Source organism: Bacillus sp. FJAT-27225 (genome assembly GCF_001685025.1).
Taxonomy (GTDB): domain Bacteria; phylum Bacillota; class Bacilli; order Bacillales; family Cytobacillaceae; genus Bacillus_D.
On record NZ_MAYU01000012.1, the window covers coordinates 765875 to 784855 of the forward strand.

Genomic DNA, 18981 nt, shown 5'->3' on the forward strand with positions numbered 1-18981 from the left:
GCGGTGAGCCTCCTCGGCGTAAACACCTGTGGGGTCTCACCTGCCCCGCTGCTCCCACAGGAGTCTTCGTGCCTTCCACTTCAATCAACGGGAGGCTCATTTATAGTTCGTTTTCTATAGCGTAATTACCTGGGCACTGACCCATAGGAACATCTTTCCGGGTAAAAATTCATCCAGCGCTGCAGGTTCCAGCACCGGAGATTTGTCTATTTATTGTTTTTATGGAAAAACTCAAACAGCTCATCGCAATCTTCCCGCTGCTCTACCTTAACCATATTGAGGACACTTTTATCTTCACCTGTTAAATACTTGCGTAAGTGCATATCAGAGAAGCCATGTTTATCGGCATCTTCGCTCGTATTGCAGTAGTATACTTCTTTAATTCCTGCCCAGATGATGGCGGACACACACATTGGACAAGGTTCACAGGTGGCATAGATAACACAATCAGACAGATCCATCGTGCCCAGTTTTTTAGTGGCTTTACGTATGGCAACCATTTCAGCGTGGGCGGAAATGTCAGTATCCCTCATCATCGTATTGCTCACGACAGCAATAATTTCATCGCCGCGTACGATTGTTGCTCCAAATGGCCCGCCAACCTTGTTGGCCATACCAACAAACGTTGCATCCGCCGCTAATTTCATATAATCCATATCCAAACTCCTCCATATCAGGTTTTACTCTGTAACAGGACCAATATTATGTTTTTTATTTACGTAAAGCTTATACGCCAAGAAGAGTGCAATGAGCAGATATCCCCAAACGAAAGGCATTGCAGCCTCTTGTGCAAATCCGATCGAGACTGTATGAATGGCACCAGCAAAAGTTAAAATGGCTCCTAGCACTGCAGCTATGATGCCTCCAATTGGCGTGTTTCGGATCGTAAATACAGCTATACAACCCCAGATAACACTACTAATAGGTGCGCCAGTACCTAAAGCAACCAAGCCATCGTAGAAAAGTCCGGCATTTTCCAGGGCAAGTGATGATACCTGACCGGCAGCTTCCCCCGCAGCCGTACCAGCTGCTGAAAGTGCATTATTAACAGCTACTAATGCCCAGTTTGCTACCCATGGGAAGAAAGTGACAAAGATTGCAGGAACTTCAAATCTCGGACTTTCACTGACAGCCTGATGCCCCGTAACAATCGCAATAAACACGAGCATCGGAGCAATAGCAGCTATCGGAACAATAGCAAGCAACAGACCCATTAGACTAAATATCGATAATAAGAATATGGCACCGGAGCTGGCAATCGAATACCCTAAACCTGCACCAACTGCCTTCCACCCAGCATGACCTACATAGACTGTTACTGGGAATGGGTTACCACAAAGGCCGCCGACTAAAGTGGAAAATCCGTTTGCAAGCATAACGTCTCTCGTATTGTATTCGTCCCCGGCAATAGCAGCAGCTTCAATGTTTTCCAAGTTGAAAATGAAGTTTGACAATCCCAGGGGGATAGCCGTTAAAAGGTAAGGCAAAGCAGCGCTAAAATGGTCGAAAAGCCCATTTAAATGTAGCTTAGGTGGATTAAAGCCAAATGATTTTAGTGCCTCAGTAACATCAGCAGGATTTTGATATCCAGCGATCCAGGCAATTGCAGTTCCAACTAATAGTAATAATAAACCCGTAGGTATTTTCGTTAAGATTGGATGTTTGCTTAACCAGTTCATGAAGATGATGATGAGCGCAACAAATGCGACAATCGGCATTTCAAAAGATTGCATCATTGGATTCATACCTAAGAATACAAATGCCAAACCTGCCAATGCTGCCAACAATACAGTTGTTGGTACTACCCTTCTAATCGCTTCACCAAAAAATGCACCTAAAAATAAAAAGGAAGCCTCGAAGAATACCCAAATTACTGCGACTGCTGTTGTGAAAACAGCATCTTGTGTCTGATGGTAGAGTGGAAGCATAATCACAAAGACGATTAGGAAAATACCAGGTGAACTGGACCCCGATGGGAGTGCGGTAACATCCTTTCTACCTGTTTTCTTAGCCAGCCTGTAGGCAAAATAAGCAAGGATAATCCCGGATAGAAGGACAGCAAATCCAAAGCCGGGAACAATCCGTTTAAAAACAAAATCACCTGGCATACCAACGACGAAAATTAATAACGAGATCATGACCAAAAAGTCTGTTAAAACGTTAACAAACAATCCGAAGGAGGCCGCAAAGTCTCCTCTCCTCCATAAAGCAACCTGTCCCATGTAATATCCCCTTAACATTTATATTTTTTTGTTGCGGTCTACATTTTTACAAGCATGGGAGACACTGGGGAAACGCGGAATGATTGGTTTCCCCAGTGCGTTGTTAAAATCTATTGAATCGTTTCGCTTAAAGCCAGGACTGCTTTTTCAAATGCTTCAACTGGCGGATATGTTATACCTGCACCTATCATGCCGATTCCCGCTTCTTTATGGGCAATCGCAGTATTAATTATCGGCATAATGCCTGTTTGAAGTACTTTCCGTACGTCAATTCCTGATGGGATGCCCATAAAATCGAGCAATGGAATTGTTACGTTTGGATTTTCAGCCGTTGTAATTTCTTTCATTTTGGTCGAGAAGCCAATCGCTTCCTCAACTGTACCGCCAACAAGTGCAACAATGGCAGGGGCCGCTGCCATAGCGAAACCGCCAATTCCATACGTTTCAGTGATTGCACTGTCTCCGATGTCCAGGCCGGAATCTTCAGGCTTATATCCTGCGAACATCGGTCCAATAACCTTCTGGGCAGGGCCAGTGAACCAGGTGTTGCCGCCAATGCCGCTTACACGGATACCGAATTCTGTGCCATTACGGGCCATTGTTGTAACAACTGTACTGTTTTCGATTCCATGGGCAGCGTCCATGGCGCATTTTGACATGGCCATCCAGGTTGGGCCCGAGAAATAGTCACTGCTTGCAACAAACTCGAACACTTCGCGCTTCTGCTCTGTTGTGAAATCGGTTTGCAGTATATAAGGAGTCAACGCCTGGATTAACAGGGTTGTACCAGCAACGTTCCTGTTATGGCATTCATCTCCCATATGGAGGGCCTGAGCAAGCATCAAACGCAGGTCGATTCCATTCGGATTAAGCTTCATTGCCTCCCGCAGCATCGGCCCGAGAACATCCCGCATCCATACAAGCCGGTCGATTACGGACTGATCATTTGCACCCATCCGTAAAATCTTGGATAATTGCTCACTCAAATTTGTATAGGCGATGTTCCCATATGTCTTGTTCTCGACAATATGCATGAACATGGAAGCAGATGTAACACCAGCCATTGAACCAACACAGTTGTGTTCATGGCATGGGGAGAATGTGATTTCACCTGAAGCAGCCAATTCTTCTGCTTCCTTTAGGTCCTTGGCCAACCCTTCAAATACAATTGCACCAGTAACAGCGCCTTTCATTGGTCCGTTCATCTTATCCCAGGTAATCGGAGGGCCGGAGTGAAGGATTGTCGTCTTTGTCATGCCAGGCACAACATTGATTGCCTGGTCAAAACCTATTAATACTGGCTGTGAATTGATAATCCGCTCCACTGCCAATTTATTAGCCGCTTCGATTTTTTTGAGGATTTCCTGGCGTTCCAGTTTATCCAGAGCCTTGATGATCTCAGGCTTTCCTCCGCCCGGCGGTTGCCAGTCAAGATGTGTTGCGCTTGCATTTTGCTTTAGAATATCGTCCTTGAAAAACTCGATTCCAACGTTTAGTGCATGGATTTTACTATTAAAAAGTTCTGTAATTTTGCTCATGGATTATTCTCCTTTCACCACGAATTCCCTGGCCAATAGCCCGGCATTTTGGCTGCTGCTCGCATGTGTTGCACCCGAAGCAATCAGTTTGTTTACCTGTTCCTCAAGATTTTGAGGGTCTGCATCAGTTCCAAGCACATAGCCAAGAATTTCAAGATGCCTTCCTTCTTTTTCAGCGAGCTGTTTTGCTTCCACAATGGCCGGAAGCATAACGCCTACCGGATCTTCATGTGAGCCGAAGCCGAGAACAAAGTCCATGACAATTACGCCAACTTCAGGATCTTTTGCTTCCTGCAAAAACCTTTCAATTCTCGAAGAAGGATCAATCATTGGGTGAGGTTTTCCATTAGTGAATTCATCGCTGCCAAAATCAATAAATGTATGTTCCTTACTGACGTGGACATCAGCCAGTTGATAATTCGGGTCCTTCTGGATGTTGCTGTAGACATTATCGAATTTTTCCAAAGTTGCATACATCGCTTCGTCGCAAAGTGTTCCCCCGCAGAATAGTCCGCGGATATATTGTTGTTCCGGAGAAAGCTTTGTCCGCACTTCTTCAATAAGCGGAATGTTCAGGGCCTTCTTATTGATCTTTGACTCATCTGCTCCTGCAAGAAGGACTGCTTTCAGGGCACCCTCTTTTGACATTTTTGCAAAATGCCCTCCAGCTTTTGTTACCTTCTCTTCGTCTCCGCCAATGAACCAAACAACCACAGGCTTTGAACATTGCTGGATTTTGTTTAGAATTTTGTCCTCCACACTCGGCGCAGGTGGTTTAGAGACCACAACGATAACCTTTGTCGCATCATCTTCTTCCAATGCATGAATGCCATCAAGCATCATGATTCCGCCAACTTCTTCACTTAGGTCTCTTCCTCCGGTACCGATCAGCTGGGAAACTCCGCCGCCAAATTCATGAATGCGGACACTCATCTCCTGGCTGCCTGTACCTGAAGCACCAACAATGCCAATGTTCCCTTTTCTCACAGCATTAGCGAAGCAAAGGCCGACGCCATTGATGATGGCTGTACCACAGTCAGGTCCCATCAGCAGCAACCCATTGTCGTGCGCGAAATTTTTAAGTTCAATCTCTTCCTCAATGCTGACATTGTCGCTGAACAGCATGACATGAAGATTGTTTTCAAGAGCTTTTTTTGCCTCTCTTGCTGCAAAGGCGCCATTTACGGAAATAACGGCTAGGTTTGCGTCCGGGATGCCTGCAGCGGCAGATGCAACTGTTGAAAATTTAACTTCCGCCTTGCTTTTGCCAGAATTTTTCTTAGTAAATAATTCTTCTATGTTCAAGTAACCGTTTTCAGCCAATTCATCAGTTTCTGCTTTTACAACGATCATTAGGTCACTTGTTTGGGCGTCTTCCAATTGCTGTGTAATCAGGCCTATGTTACGCAGGACCTCTTTATTCATTTCAGTCCCCATTGCTACAAAAGCCTGCTCTACACCTTCAATTTGATTTGCTTTTGTTGAAAGGGACATCAGGGATACAGAGTCAAAATACGTGTTCTTTTTAATCACAACTTTTACAGCCATGTCTTACCTCCAACTTTGATAATTAATTCCAATCCTGCAAGCATTCCAAACGCGATATCAGTCCCGGATGTGGAACCGATTGATAGGACCGCCTTAAGCCGTTCCACCACTTCCTTTTGCGAACCGCCAATTACGGACATTGCCAACTGTACAATCGATTCCCTTACTTCACCGACAGAGGCTTTTTTAATCGCCATATAGCTGATTTCGTTCGTCAACGGTTTCGCAATCCCCGCTACCCGCTCTGCAAAGCCACGGTAATTCGAGGCCGGGGAATCTACAAAATGGAAGGCGGCGAACAAGCCTACTAAAAAATCATCTCCGGAAGGGGTTAAACCAGGACCGAGGCCAACCAATCCTCTTGCCTTTTCAATGGCTGCCGCTTCCCTGCCGAGCTCCAAATTTTCGAGCAAGGATTTTATCCTTTCCTCCAGCAATCTGGATGTTTCGTTTTCGAACATGTTACCGTAACTGCCTACAGGCTTTATCCCTCCCTTTTTTCCAAAAAGAGAAAGGCTGTCCTTTACGATTTCGATATTCTGTTCTAACTGGCGTGGATCTTTTGGATACGGGGGCATCGTACACTTCCACGATTCCGTCTCCCAATCCGCTTTATACAGCTTGTTTCTTATTAATAAACGGTTGTTCTCAGAATAGACGGAGTCTTGAATCCGAACCTGCAATTCTTTGAAACTTTTAGTATAGTCAACAATGAGTGTATTTGGAGCCAAATCGACAGTGGGAGCAGCTAGCGTATAAAGTTCTCCATCTTCCTGCCTCAAAATATTAATAGTCCGGTCAAAAACGCTATGGACTGTACCTGTAAACCCGGTGGATATGGCTAGGAGAAAGTTTTCTTCCCCAGCAATAACTCTGTTCATCGATACCACCCCGCCTTCCGCCTGCGAAAATTCCAAGCCTGGACTGGAAACGGATTCATAAAGCCCCGCAGCCATTTCCCTGTTACACTTATAACAGGACTGTTCCTTACCCAATTCGTGCGAATTTGCTGTGCACAAGCAAATTCACGAAAACGCAACTTTTCAAAGCAAGCTGTTTGAGCTATTATCAAAAACAAAATCAATTTCTGGGCAGCCAGCCGCCTTACATGTACAATAGTAGACCCTATACCTTTGCAGGTCACTGTTTACCAAAACCGAAAAGACAGGATTCTGATTGGGCAACTTGCACAATTAATTGTGTAAATTTTTTGACAAAGGAGAGAGTGGATTTGCTGACTGTCAAAGATCTCTTTAGTATCAAGGCAATTGACGGCCTGAAGATAGTGGCGGGGGAACAAGGTATAAACAGGGAAATTTCACTTGTCAATATCATTGAAAATCCCGATGCCTTCGATTGGCTGTCGCCAAATGAGCTGTTATTGTCCACAGGCTATATTTTCAAAGACAATATAGACTACCAGAACAGGATTATTAAAGAATTGGCTGAAATCAACTGCGCGGGTCTTATAGTAAAAATGAGGCGGTATTTTGAAAGGCTACCCCAAAATATGATTGAGCAGGCGAACAAATATGGGCTGCCCCTCATTGAACTGCCATTTGAATACACTCTTTCGAAGGTTATATCGATCATCAACGAGAAAGCATCTGGAAGGTATGACTTGTTAAACAGAAAGACTCTTGACATGCATAACTTGTTTTTCCGAATTACCCTAGAAGGCGGAGGCATTGAACGAATTGTGTCCCTGTTATCGGAAACTATCAATAACCCTATTGTTCTAGTAGACAAAGACTGGAGGCTTTTGCATTATACGGAGCACAAGAATAATAAAATTCCGCTTGAATATAGCCTTGATCTTGTAAAAAACAGGCCTGCCTTTAATCAGGCTTTCCAGGATTCCATTCCAATAACAATTAACGATATAAAAAAGTCGATTAAAAGGATTTATGATCTGGAAGGAATTGAGGTGAAGTGCAGAGTATTGCCGGTTGCTGTTTCCAGCCAGCTTTTCGGATATATTGTCGTCTGGCAGACTGTAAACGAGTTGACTGAATTTGATTACATTATCCTTGAACAGGCATCGACCATCCTGGCTTTGGAAGGGATTAAAGCAAAAGAAATTGAGGAAGTAAAACTAAGAATACGGGAGGACTTTTTTGATGATTTGCTGACAGGGAAAATTACTTCGTCTGATACGATTAAGACTCTCTGTGACCTGCATGGCCTGAATGCAAATTATATGTACAGCACCATCGTTATAAACATGGATCCTCTAGATTATGAAAACAATGAGGATTTAATAGCCCGTAAGTACCACTTAGAGAATCGCGCAAAGCGAATTGTTGAGCTTATTTATGAATATTGCTCATTTGCCCACGGTGAAATTACTGCTTTTTACAGAAACAACCGGATTATCATTCTGCTTGGCCAGAACGCTAACCGCGAGCCCTTAACAGTTAACGAAGCAAAGAATTACGGCAGTGAAATCTTGCGAATCCTGGAAAAGCACATTTTAAAGACCGCCTTTCAAATTGGGATCGGAAGGCAGTACCGACGGATTGATTCACTTCATAAAAGCTTCTCTGAGGCTACTGAATCAATACGGCTTATGCAGAGATTGAACCACCAAAACGGTGTGGCACATTTCGAGGACCATTCCGTCTATCATTTTCTCGATTCCAATATAAAAGACTTGCAGTTGGAAGACTTTTTCATGAAAAGGCTTGGAAAACTATATGAACAGGATAAAACACAAGGTACAGATTATATCTCAACACTAGAAAACTATTTTGCGAACAATATAAACATTAGTGAAACAGCCAAAGCGATGTTTCTGCATAGAAATACAGTGATTTATCGGATTGACAAAATCAAAGAAATATTGAACACAGACCTAAAAAACTCTGAAGAGCTGTTGCAAATACAGCTTGCCCTGAAAATCTACAGACTGCTTAACAAGAAACTGCTGAGGTAAGGATGTGAAACAGTGATAAAAGAGACGGTTATATACAAGAAGGAATCCGGCTTTGCCATCCAGGCGGATTTTTACGGAATAGATAAGAAGGATTGTCCGGTTGTTGTTTATATTCATGGCGGCGGATTTATATGGGGCTCCAGAAAGGACGTACCCCATGACTTTCTTCAGCTATGCCATGATCATGGGTATGCTGTTTTTTCAATCGACTACAGGCTTGCCCCCGAAACGAAATTGGATAAAATCCTTGAAGACATCAGAGATGCGCTAACATGGCTGCAAACAGAGGAGGCCCGCCGTTATTCAATTAATAGTGGGAGAATTGCAGTAATGGGGGCTTCAGCAGGAGGATTTCTGGCTCTCTCTACAGGAATATTACCGAACAGGCCCCGCGCCATTGTATCATTTTACGGGTATGGAGATATCAGCAGCAGCTGGGCGGCAGATCCAAATTCCTTTTATCAAAAAAGCCAATTGATAAGCTGGGAGGATATCGAAAATCTGGCTTCTAGCGAAATGATTACTGAAGGCCCGGTTCACCCCCGCTATCTTCTTTATCTTCATGGAAGGCAGCACGGCACGTGGACCAAGCAGGTTACTGGCTTTGACCCTTTTGCACAATCCCATCTCCTAAAGGAGTTATCGCCGTTATATAGGCTGAAGGAGGATTTTCCGCCAGCCTTGCTTGTGCATGGCACTAAGGATACGGATGTCCCTTATGAACAATCCGTTTTTATGAAAGCTGCCATTCTTAAAGAAAAAGGACAAGCCTCCCTGATAACCGTACCGGGGGCTGGGCATGACTTCGAAAAGCACTCACCAAAACCCGTTATTGATGACGTTTATAGGCAAGTCTTCCAATTTATAAATAGTTATTTAAAGAATTAAAAAGGCGGGGACTCCTACTCCGCCTTCCTCCTAACTTTTGTGCCATAGCAAATAGCTTTTGGTTTCAAGATTAAACCCCGGGTAATATCACCTACTAGATCATCCCTACTATCCCTATAATTAACTTGCCTTTTTTTGATAGAATGAGAGTATCCATTTTCCATAGAGGTGTAGCAATATGAAAAAAACGATTGGGATGTTTGCACATGTGGATGCCGGCAAGACTACGTTAGCTGAGCAGCTGCTTTTTCACACGAACGCAATTAGGCAAAGAGGCCGTGTCGATCATCAGGACACGTTTCTTGACCATCATGATATCGAAAAACAGCGAGGTATTACGGTTTTTGCAGGACAGGCTAACTTTACTTACAGGGACTCTGACTATTATTTAATTGATACACCGGGCCACGTCGATTTTTCGCCAGAGATGGAGCGGGCGATAACGGTCATGGACGCAGCCATCATTATTGTCAGTGCTGTCGAGGGCGTTGAAGGCCATACGGAAACAGTCTGGAACTTATTGAAAAAGCATAACGTTCCGGTCTTCTTTTTCATCAATAAAATCGACAGGGCTGGAGCGGATCCTGTACGGGCCTTAGAGGAAATCCGCAGCCAGTTGACCAGAGATGCTTTCGATGTGGCTGGGTTACAGGCAGATGGCATGATGACAAGCGAGGTCATTGAATTTCTTGCCGAACGGGATGATATGCTTTTCGAGTATTATATGGAAAATGGCTGCGATCTGGAGATTTGGTTCCATACGATGAAAAACATGATCCAGGAAGGACGGCTTTTTCCATGCATGAGCGGCTCAGCCCTCCAGGATAAAGGGATCGGGGAGCTTTTGCAAAAGCTCGACATGCTGACTGTAACGGATTACCGCCCGGATGAGCATTTTGCCGGACGGGTTTATAAAATTCGCTATGATGAAAAAGGAACAAGAATTACGTTCGTCAAAGTGCTGGCCGGGGATCTAAATGTGCGGGATGAAATTCGTTATGGTGAAGATAAATTCGAAAAGGTAACGGGGCTCCGAATCTATAATGGTACAAAGTTTAAAACTGTCGAGGAAGTATCTGCCGGAGACATTGTAGCTGTTATAGGCCTGTCTGAGGCAAAGGCTGGTGATGGCCTCGGTACCTTAAAGGAGCAGGTTAGCTATGAAATGGTTTCCGCGCTCAAGTCCAAGGTTTTGTTTGACAGGAGTTTGAACGTGAAGGATGTACTCGGCTATTTTAAAAAGCTTGATGCTGAGGATCCCGCCCTTAATGTCAGTTGGGAGGAACGTACGCAGGATATCCATATTCATGTGATGGGAGTCATCCAGCTTGAGGTCCTCAAACAGGTGGCAAGAGATCGGTTCGGGATTGATATCGGCTTTGCCGAGCCGGAGATTTTATATAAAGAAACAATCGAGGGTGAGGCAGTTACCGGTTATGGCCATTTCGAGCCGCTCGGCCACTATGCCGAGGTTCATCTGCAGATTCAGCCTGGTCCATCCAATAGCGGGATTTCATTTGAAAGCGTCTGCCATCCGAACGACCTTGAAATCGGCACCCAGAATGTAATTCGAACCCATTTGTTTGAACGTGACCATCACGGGCTTTTGACAGGCTCGCCTTTGACCGATGTGCAGATCACGCTCCTGACCGGACGAGCCCATAATAAACATACATCGGGCGGCGACTTCCGGGAGGCCACCTTCCGCGCACTGCGCCAAGGCCTTGAAAAAGCAAAAAATATACTGCTTGAACCTTATTATGAATTTAAGATAAAAGTAGAAACCGATCATATTGGAAGAATATTAACGGACATCCAACAGGCACATGGCAGATTTGAGGCACCAGAAACTCATGGCAGCTACACACTCTTGGCCGGCAAGGTTCCGGTTGCCACGTTCATGAATTATGGGCCGGAGTTTGCTTCGATTACTGGCGGAAAGGGAACGATGAACCTTGTACTTGCCGGCTACTTTCCTTGCCACAACCAGGCGGAAGTGATTGAGATAATTGGCTATAATAAGGATGCTGACCCGGATTATACTTCATCATCGATTTTTTGCGCAAAAGGGCATGGCTATACTGTGCCATGGGATGAAGCCGAGGCCGAGATGCATTGCTTATAGATATTTTTATAAAAGGTGTAAGACTGTATGAGAGGTTTCAAATGTATATGTCGGATTGGCACTGTTTTGAGTTCTATAACCATATTAAATGTGCCCAATAGCTCGCATTAGCAACGTTTGGGGTTCCGCAAACATGCAAAATGTGCCCAATAGATGGCATTAGCAACGTTTAGGGTTTCGCAAACATGCTAAATGAGCCCAATAACTCTGATTGGCAACGTTTAGGCTTTTAACCATGCGATAAAGAAGTGCCCATGATAAAACAATTAAAGGACAACCCCACATCATAATGGGTTGTCCTGCTCCTTTATAGCACAGCTTCTTTTGCCTGTTGTAATTTATACGTTTGCAATGCCTGCTGTAGGCTGGAGAATGTTTTGATTTTAGACGTATCAATTCCGAGCAGTACCATCGTTTGGGCAATTTCCGGACGGATTCCGCTCAATACTGCTTCAACGCCTAAAAGCCTTAATGCATCAATCACCTGGAAAATTTGGTTCGCGACCATTGTATCCACAATCGGAACCCCGGATAGGTCTACGATAAAATAGGTAACCCCAAGCTGGGCGCTCTTTCTGAGTGACTCTTCCATTAGCAGTTTTGCCCGATACGTGTCAATTGTCCCTACGAGTGGCAGTACAGCCACGCCTTCCTCAAGCGGGACAACCGGAACAGACAATTCCTCAATCTCTCTTTGCGCCTTTTTCATTATTTCCTTATGATGTGCAACGAAAGCAATGCTGAAGCTCTGGGCCGCCTTATCTATAATTCTTTGCAATTTCTTGTTCGCTTCATGATATTCGGCCAACGATTTATCGCTCTCCTGGCCTAATTCAAATATGATTTCAGTCAATTCCTCACGGTAATAATTCAGTTCGTCCAATGCCATGTCGATCGTCATCCCGAGTTCGGAACAAAAGGCTCCTGTCTTTTCGCCCCATTCTGTAATCTTTGCCATGGCGGTTTCGAAGTCATCAACGAGCAATTCCTCATACAAACCGATCAGTTTCACTCTTTCTTTTCGAAGCTGATCTGAAATCGGACCAAGCTGTTCTGGATATCTCTCTACTTGTATATCGGTTATTTCATTGGCCAACTCTACTTTTATTTCGCTGATTTTTTTTATTACAGCCGAAAAATCAAACATCTTCTTCAGACTCCCCTTTCCAACAAGTGATTTTACCCTCTGTTCATTTTGTTTAAACCACTTTTTCGAAAAAATAAAATATGGCAGCTGCCATGCCATTTGTAGTCTTCCTGGCAGGATAAATGTGGCAGAATAGTGAAATTCTCGGATATATCTAAAAAGTCTCGGATATTCGCTCAGAAAGAAAACCCGGATATAGTATCCAAATTCCCGGATATATTTGCTTCAAAAGCAAAACCACTGATATATTAACTGACCATCTTCAAAGTTTACAGAAAAAAAGACTGCCATAGCAGTCCGAAAAAATCGCTACCCTATAAAACAAGCCCTCCCGCAACCTAGAACGGGAAGGTATATCCAAACATAATTTTAATCAGGGCCTTAATGATTCTCTATAATTCATTTCAGATTATTTCTCTCCAGAATGTTTCCAATCAAACCCTGCCGCGTTTAAAAATGCTCTGGCCAATACCATATGGCCTGCAGAGGAGGGATGGACGCGGTCCCAGGCAAGTGATGCAGAGTAAAACTCCTTTAGGACAACATCGAAGGCAGCCTGTGTGTTAATGAAAATAGAATCTGTTTCATTGGCAATCTTTTTCACAATCATGCCATACTCGTCCATCGTTTTGCGCATGCTGTCATCCTTGTTGCCTTCCAAATAATATGGTGTCATCAGGATGATTCCTTTAACAAGCGGCTTTGTTTCACAAACCAGTTCCCGGAGTGTCTTTTCATATTCATTTGCATATACATGTGTTTCTTTAATAAATGGCATGTCATACTGACGCCACACATCATTAATTCCAATCATAATTGAAAGCCAATCCGGTTTTTGGGCAATTACGTCTTCCTGCCATCTGCCCTTTAAATCGCGGACTGTGTTGCCGCTAATCCCTTTATTGACAACCCGGATTGCACGTTCGGGATAAGTCGCCTGAAGGAGCGCGTCAACAAAAGAAACATAGCCTGTCCCTAATGGACGGTTGATGTGAAGCCCTTCCCCGTCCGGTTTGGCACGGTCACAATCTGTGATTGAATCGCCAATAAACAGCAGCTTTTGTGATTTTTCAAAAAGCATGGATGATTAACCCCTTTCCTAGTCCAAAGAAGCTGACTTTATTACCAGCTCCCACTGCTTGTATCCTTGCTTAATTTTGTAATGCTCTCGGCTATAAACTTCTCAACCGTTGCTCTCGTAGCGGAACCGTCAATTCCGATAACCAGCCCCCGCTACCAACATACTGTGCTCTTCCAAGAGGAGAACCGAGCTCAATTGCTATATTCAGTTTATCACTTTTGGAAAGGTTTTCATTTTGATAAGCCTTGGAGAACAATAAAGAAAAACTAGTCTTGTTAGAAAAGTAGAACAGAGGATAAATTCTTGAAACGGGCAACTCCTATCAGGGATAATAAAAGGAAGCAGTAAGTTCCTGGAGGGATTATTCTTGAAAAATATTAACTATAGAAATCCAAAGGTTGCGAGCTATCTAGTACTCGGCAGTTTATTCGTTATTTTAGGGTTTTCTAAGGGGTTAGTCTTCTTTTTATTGGGAGCCCTTTTAATCGTTGGTGGGATAAGAGAGAATAGTAAACTCTCTTAATAGTTTTGTAATACAAAAATATACACTCTCAAGCCCAAGCTATACGCAATAAAAAAAGACTAAATAGGCTGCTATTTAGTCCCCTAAACTCATATCAATTTCCCCTCAAGTTTTTATCATATCAATCTTCTATTCTGCAGATATTCAATGACCCGCTCTGCTGAGTCCACAACGCCACTCTCCGATGTATCAATAACCAGTTCCGGCGAAAGCGGCGTTTCATAAGGAGAGCTGATTCCGGTGAATTCGCGGATTTCACCTTTCCGGGCTTTGCGGTATAAACCTTTGACGTCCCTTTTTTCACATACCTCAAGCGGGCATTGCACCCAGACTTCAATGAATTCACCTGGCTCAAACAATGCTCTTACCCTTTCCCGGTCTTCACGGAATGGTGAAATAAATGCGGTCAGCACAATCTGGCCGCTATCGACAAACAGCTTGGAAACCTCGCCAATCCGGCGGATGTTCTCGATCCGATCTTCCTTGCTGAATCCCAGACCGCGATTGAGGCCATGGCGGATATTGTCACCATCAAGGACATAGCTTCTCACGCCCAGTGCATGCAGCTTGCGGTCTACTTCATTGGCGAGCGTTGACTTGCCTGAGCCGGATAGCCCGGTAAACCAGAGAACGAAGCTTTTATGGCCGTTCAATAAACGGCGGTCTTCCTTTGAAATAACAGTCGGATGCCAGACAATGTGCTCAGTCATGTTTAGCCACCGACTCCTGAAGAGAGCCCACCTGCTTCTGCATCCCCTCAATCAATATCTCGGCAACTTCCGGGCGGCTGTATTCCTTTGGAGGGGCTTCCCCATTATTGAGCATTGCCCTTACTTTTGTTCCTGACAAGGAAACGTGATGTTCCTTGCCATGTGGGCATGTTTTGACAGATGCCATATTGCCGCATACTTTACAAAAATAGCTATTTTCAAAGAATAAAGTTTGGATGCCAATTTCCTCTTTTTTAAATTCGGAAAAAATCTTCTGGGCATCGTAGGTCCCGTAATAATTGCCGACTCCGGCATGGTCGCGGCCAACAATGAAATGGGTACAGCCATAATTTTTTCGGATCAGTGCGTGAAAAATTGCCTCACGCGGGCCTGCATAACGCATTGCGGCAGGAAAAACGGAAAGCAGCACCCTGTCCTTCGGATAATATTTTTCAATCAGCGCCTTGTAGCTTTTCATCCTGATATCGCCCGGTACATCGTCCGCCTTCGTCTCTCCGACAAGTGGGTGCAGGAAAAGTGCATCAACTGTTTCAAGCGCGCATTTTTGCAAGTATTCATGTGCCCGGTGAATCGGGTTCCTTGTTTGAAAGCCAACAACGGTTTTCCAGCCATTTTTTCTAAAAAGCTCACGGGTTTCCTTCGGTTCGCGGTTTTCTTGAGGATATGGGTTCTCTGGCCTCCTGATCATGACAACCGGGCCGCCGATATAAACGTCTCCTCTTTCAAACAATTTTTTGACTCCTGGATGCTCCATATCATCTGTTTTGTAGACAAGCCTTGCTTCCTTTTTCTTATCGGGAATAAACTTGTCAGCAATCCACATGACTCCGTAAACAACACCATTCTTCTCGAGCCTGACCGTATCAGCCGGCCCCAATTGTTTGGCTACCGCTTTTGAAACGGCTAATGTAATCGGGATGCTCCAGACAGTTCCATCCTCAAGGCGCATATGTTCAACAACTGACTGGTAATCTCTTTTGCCCAAAAACCCATTAAGCGGGCTATAGGCGCCAATTGCCAGCAGCTCCAGGTCGCTAAGGGCCATCGCATCCAGTTCGATTGCCATCGAATGTTTCGGGATGGGATATTCCTCGTTCACAAGATTCACTAATACTCCCCCATGGGGCTGGATCATGTAACTTCCTCCTAACTAGTCGAGTCGGCTTAACTTGTTCGCATTGGCACTATGCAGCCCGCATTCGGTCTTCTGTGCAAACGCCCAGCGGCCTGAGCGCATATCCCCGCCTTCTTCTACAGGCAATGTGCATGGCTCGCAGCCGATCGATGGGTAGTTTTTATCATGCAAAGGATTATAAGGAAGCTTGTTGAGCTCGATATACGTCCAAATATCCTCCCAAGTCCAATGAATTAACGGGCATATCTTTATGTTTTTAAAATTATCGTCTTTGTTTATGAATTGAACATGTTTCCGGGTTTCGGACTGTTCCCTTCTAAGCCCTGATATCCAGGCGTCCACTTCGGAAAGCTCCCGGGCAAGCGGTTCAACCTTCCTGATTTTACAGCAGAGGTTTGGATTGCACTTCCACAGCTCTTTCCCATGAATGGCTTCCTGCCCGCTCAAAGTGAGATCAGGTTTCACCATATTGATGGTAAATCCGGGATACCTCTTTTTCACCGAATCAATCAGCTCATAGGTTTCCTTAAAATGAAGATCTGTGTCCAGAAACAGGATTTGTGCATGTTTGTTCACCTTTGAAATGAGGTCAAGCAGGACAATTCCTTCCGCACCAAAGCTGCAGGCATAGACGAGGCGGTCTCCATATTCCTTAAATGCCCATTTCAGGACCTCCATCGTATCCGCATTGTTCCTAAGCATGGTACTGGCCTTCTCTTCCTCCCATGTTTCATATGTTAAAACTGCCATCTCCATCCCCTCTCAATCTTTCAATGTACCGGGGTACTTTGCCGATATGGGTTAAAACCTACGTACAGGTTATTCAGTTTTCACATAAAGTGTTCGGATGGTAAAAGCCTATTTCAAATTTAAAGTGGATTAGGTACCCATTTCCGGTCTGGGCATATACTTTTGGAGAGATTTGAACCCCATAGGAGATAACCAGATGAAGGTGAATATTTTTCAAGGCCACAGTCCTGACCTGCCACATTCAACTGCCAACATTGTCATCGATGTGATCCGGGCGTTCACGGTCGCTCATTATGCGTTCGAGCGCGGAGCAAAGGAAATACTCCTGGTTGGAACTACAGATGAAGCGTTTCGTTTAAAAAGAACCAATCCGGATTATCTTCTTGCTGGCGAAATAGGCGGGCTGCCCATTGAAGGCTTCGATTTTGACAATTCGCCGAAAAAGATGTCAGAGGCAAATGTGGCAGGAAAGACACTTGTCCAAAAAACGACGAATGGAGTACGGGCGACTCTTAATGCACTTGATGCGGAGGCAGTGTTTGTGACAGGCTACTCCAACGCGAAAAAAACCGCTCAAGTTGTCCGTGAATTGTGCGGGCCAGATTCGATTGTTAATATCATTGCCTCCCACCCAGAAGGCGACGATGACCTCGCGTGTGCCGAGTATATAAAAGCAATCCTGCTTGGCGATGAAAGTGCGAGGAGTGAGGTTGTGGTTGAGCGCATCAAGGGCTGTAAGCAGGCTGAAAAGTTTTTTGAACCTGCCATGCGTGAATTTGATGAGGAAGATATCTCTTTTTGCGTGAAAGAACTGGCAAGTGATTTTGTGATGTATGTGGATTGTACAAGAGGACTGCCGCGAATAGTGAGGGTGAATGAACATGAACTACACCGGGTTGGAGCTGCCGGTTCGGGAAATGAAACCGAGAAGCAGAGGGTTAACGATTTTAATTGATAACGGCATTCCAGAAGCTCTTTTTAAGGATACAATCAAGAGCTCTGCGGGCTTTGTTGATTTTGTGAAGTTTGGCTGGGGCACATCCGTTGTCACGCATAGCCTTGAAGGAAAGATTTCATGCTTGATCGAAAATGAAGTCGACTATTTCTTTGGCGGAACTCTTTTTGAAAAATTCCTTAGCCAAAGCAAACTCGACGACTACTATTCTTACTGCAAAAAATATAACTGCAAATACATTGAAATCTCAAACGGAACACTGCCGATTTCCAATAAGAAAAAGGCTGCATATATTGCTGATTTTTCAAAGGAATTCCACGTTTTCAGTGAAGTAGGCAGCAAGGACAGCAGTGTGGAGGCTGACTCGTCCGAATGGCTGGAGTTTATCCTTGAGGATTTTGAAGCAGGCGCCTCCAAAGTGATTACCGAGGCGAGAGAAAGCGGCACAAGCGGCATCTGCCATGCAAGCGGGGAAATGCGCTTGGATATTATCGACGAAATCATCGAATCCGGGTTGGCGTTGGATAAGATGATCTTTGAAGCACCGAATAAAAAAATGCAAACGTCGTTCATCCTGCTTGCCGGACCGAATGTAAACCTGGCCAATATTCCGTTTTCCGATGCAATCGCCCTGGAAACACTGCGCCTCGGGCTGCGCTCAGATACATTTTTCATATAAAGGAGTTAAGAACATGAGAGATACAAATAAGGTTTTCCACCTAGCAATTCCATGCAAGGACCTTGATGAAACCGTCGACTTTTACGAAAAGCTCGGATGCCGGCTGGCGAGGAGGTATCATGACCGGGTCACGTTCGACTTCTTTGGCGACCAGGTTGTCTGCCATTTGAATCCTGACAAAATTGACCTTGCTCCAAAAATGTATCCCCGCCATTTCGGGATTACCTTTGTAGACCGGGACGAATTCAATCAGGCTCTCGATCACGCGCAGAAAAACGAGCTTCCGTTTTTCCAGGAGCTAATGGTTCGGTTTGCAGGCAAGCGAGAAGAGCATGTGACATTTTTCCTGGTTGACCCTGCGAACAATCTGCTCGAGTTCAAGTATTACCATGATGATGGGATGATTTATTAAAGGGTGATGCCGGTTTAGCTTTTCGGAGCTGACCGGTTTTTTTATTTTTTAGAAGAAAATTCCCGATCACACCGGCCCATGGTTGTATGAATGACAACTCGCTCTCTTTTTAACTTGAGTTGCCATTCAATCGCTTTATGATTTACAACTTGCCCTCTTCCTAACCCTGTGTTGTCATTCAATCGCTTTATGATTAACAACTAGCACTCTCCCTAACCCCGTGTTGTCATTCAATCGCTTTATGATTAACAACTTGCACTCTTCCTAACCCTGTGCTGTCATTCAATCGCTTTATGATTAACAACTTGCACT

16 protein-coding genes are annotated in these 18981 nt (G+C 44.5%); 6 read left to right on the forward strand and 10 right to left on the reverse strand.

Translation table 11 applies throughout. The features are described from left to right. Positions 1-206: 206 nt before the first annotated feature. The 5 genes from A8F94_RS11085 to A8F94_RS11105 all read right to left on the reverse strand — a co-directional run bounded on the left by A8F94_RS11085 (position 207) and on the right by A8F94_RS11105 (position 6189). On the reverse strand, positions 207-656 hold the full coding sequence (locus A8F94_RS11085; protein WP_066199765.1) for a nucleoside deaminase: 450 nt from the start codon (positions 654-656) through the stop codon (positions 207-209). 24 nt (positions 657-680) lie between these two features. After that, positions 681-2222, reverse strand: a complete 1542-nt coding sequence (locus A8F94_RS11090) for a xanthine permease (protein WP_066199768.1) — start codon at positions 2220-2222, stop codon at positions 681-683. 110 nt (positions 2223-2332) lie between these two features. Beyond that, positions 2333-3760, reverse strand: a complete 1428-nt coding sequence (locus A8F94_RS11095; RefSeq protein ID WP_066199771.1) for a DUF1116 domain-containing protein — start codon at positions 3758-3760, stop codon at positions 2333-2335. 3 nt (positions 3761-3763) lie between these two features. Next, on the reverse strand, positions 3764-5308 hold the full coding sequence (fdrA, locus tag A8F94_RS11100; RefSeq protein WP_066199774.1) for an acyl-CoA synthetase FdrA: 1545 nt from the start codon (positions 5306-5308) through the stop codon (positions 3764-3766). Beyond that, positions 5299-6189 carry a DUF2877 domain-containing protein gene (locus A8F94_RS11105; RefSeq protein WP_066200478.1) on the reverse strand — a complete coding sequence of 297 codons (891 nt, stop codon included), beginning with the start codon at positions 6187-6189 and terminating at the stop codon, positions 5299-5301. Before A8F94_RS11105 ends, fdrA begins: the two co-directional genes overlap by 10 nt. A 350-nt stretch (positions 6190-6539) precedes the next feature. On the opposite strand from A8F94_RS11105, the gene A8F94_RS11110 reads away from it, so the two are divergent. From A8F94_RS11110 to A8F94_RS11120, 3 genes are all read left to right on the forward strand, one after another. Then, positions 6540-8243 (forward strand): PucR family transcriptional regulator, encoded by a 1704-nt coding sequence (locus A8F94_RS11110; protein ID WP_066199776.1) that lies wholly within the window; start codon positions 6540-6542, stop codon positions 8241-8243. Between the two features lie 12 nt (positions 8244-8255). Then, positions 8256-9131, forward strand: coding sequence for an alpha/beta hydrolase (locus tag A8F94_RS11115; RefSeq protein ID WP_254660833.1), 876 nt, complete (start codon positions 8256-8258; stop codon positions 9129-9131). A 178-nt stretch (positions 9132-9309) separates the two neighbouring features. Next, the gene (locus A8F94_RS11120; RefSeq protein ID WP_066199779.1) at positions 9310-11256 is read left to right on the forward strand and encodes a GTP-binding protein; all 1947 of its coding nucleotides are present in this window, start codon (positions 9310-9312) and stop codon (positions 11254-11256) included. Between the two features lie 307 nt (positions 11257-11563). On the opposite strand, the gene A8F94_RS11125 is transcribed toward A8F94_RS11120, so the two are convergent. The 5 genes from A8F94_RS11125 to A8F94_RS11145 all read right to left on the reverse strand — a co-directional run bounded on the left by A8F94_RS11125 (position 11564) and on the right by A8F94_RS11145 (position 16623). Then, positions 11564-12502 carry an STAS domain-containing protein gene (locus A8F94_RS11125; protein WP_077247665.1) on the reverse strand — a complete coding sequence of 313 codons (939 nt, stop codon included), beginning with the start codon at positions 12500-12502 and terminating at the stop codon, positions 11564-11566. Positions 12503-12812: 310 nt separating this feature from the next. Further along, entirely contained in the window at positions 12813-13484 is a 672-nt protein-coding gene (locus A8F94_RS11130) for an SGNH/GDSL hydrolase family protein (protein WP_066199783.1), read from the reverse strand. Positions 13485-14123: 639 nt separating this feature from the next. Continuing rightward, entirely contained in the window at positions 14124-14717 is a 594-nt protein-coding gene (gene cysC, locus A8F94_RS11135; RefSeq protein WP_066199785.1) for an adenylyl-sulfate kinase, read from the reverse strand. Next, entirely contained in the window at positions 14710-15873 is a 1164-nt protein-coding gene (sat, locus tag A8F94_RS11140; RefSeq protein WP_066199788.1) for a sulfate adenylyltransferase, read from the reverse strand. Before sat ends, cysC begins: the two co-directional genes overlap by 8 nt. Before the next feature lie 15 nt (positions 15874-15888). Further along, complete coding sequence (locus A8F94_RS11145; protein WP_441294187.1) at positions 15889-16623, reverse strand: phosphoadenylyl-sulfate reductase; 735 nt, start codon at positions 16621-16623, stop codon at positions 15889-15891. A gap of 196 nt (positions 16624-16819) precedes the next feature. Here A8F94_RS11145 and A8F94_RS11150 point away from each other — a divergent pair, with 196 nt between their 5' ends. Genes A8F94_RS11150 through A8F94_RS11160 form a run of 3 tightly spaced genes read left to right on the forward strand, consistent with a single transcriptional unit; the run spans position 16820 to position 18669 of the window. Then, positions 16820-17578 carry a 2-phosphosulfolactate phosphatase gene (locus A8F94_RS11150; protein ID WP_066199794.1) on the forward strand — a complete coding sequence of 253 codons (759 nt, stop codon included), beginning with the start codon at positions 16820-16822 and terminating at the stop codon, positions 17576-17578. Further along, complete coding sequence (locus tag A8F94_RS11155) at positions 17505-18257, forward strand: phosphosulfolactate synthase (RefSeq protein WP_066199797.1); 753 nt, start codon at positions 17505-17507, stop codon at positions 18255-18257. The genes A8F94_RS11150 and A8F94_RS11155 overlap by 74 nt, the downstream gene beginning before the upstream one ends. A gap of 13 nt (positions 18258-18270) precedes the next feature. Beyond that, on the forward strand, positions 18271-18669 hold the full coding sequence (locus tag A8F94_RS11160; protein WP_066199800.1) for a VOC family protein: 399 nt from the start codon (positions 18271-18273) through the stop codon (positions 18667-18669). Positions 18670-18981: the final 312 nt, after the last annotated feature.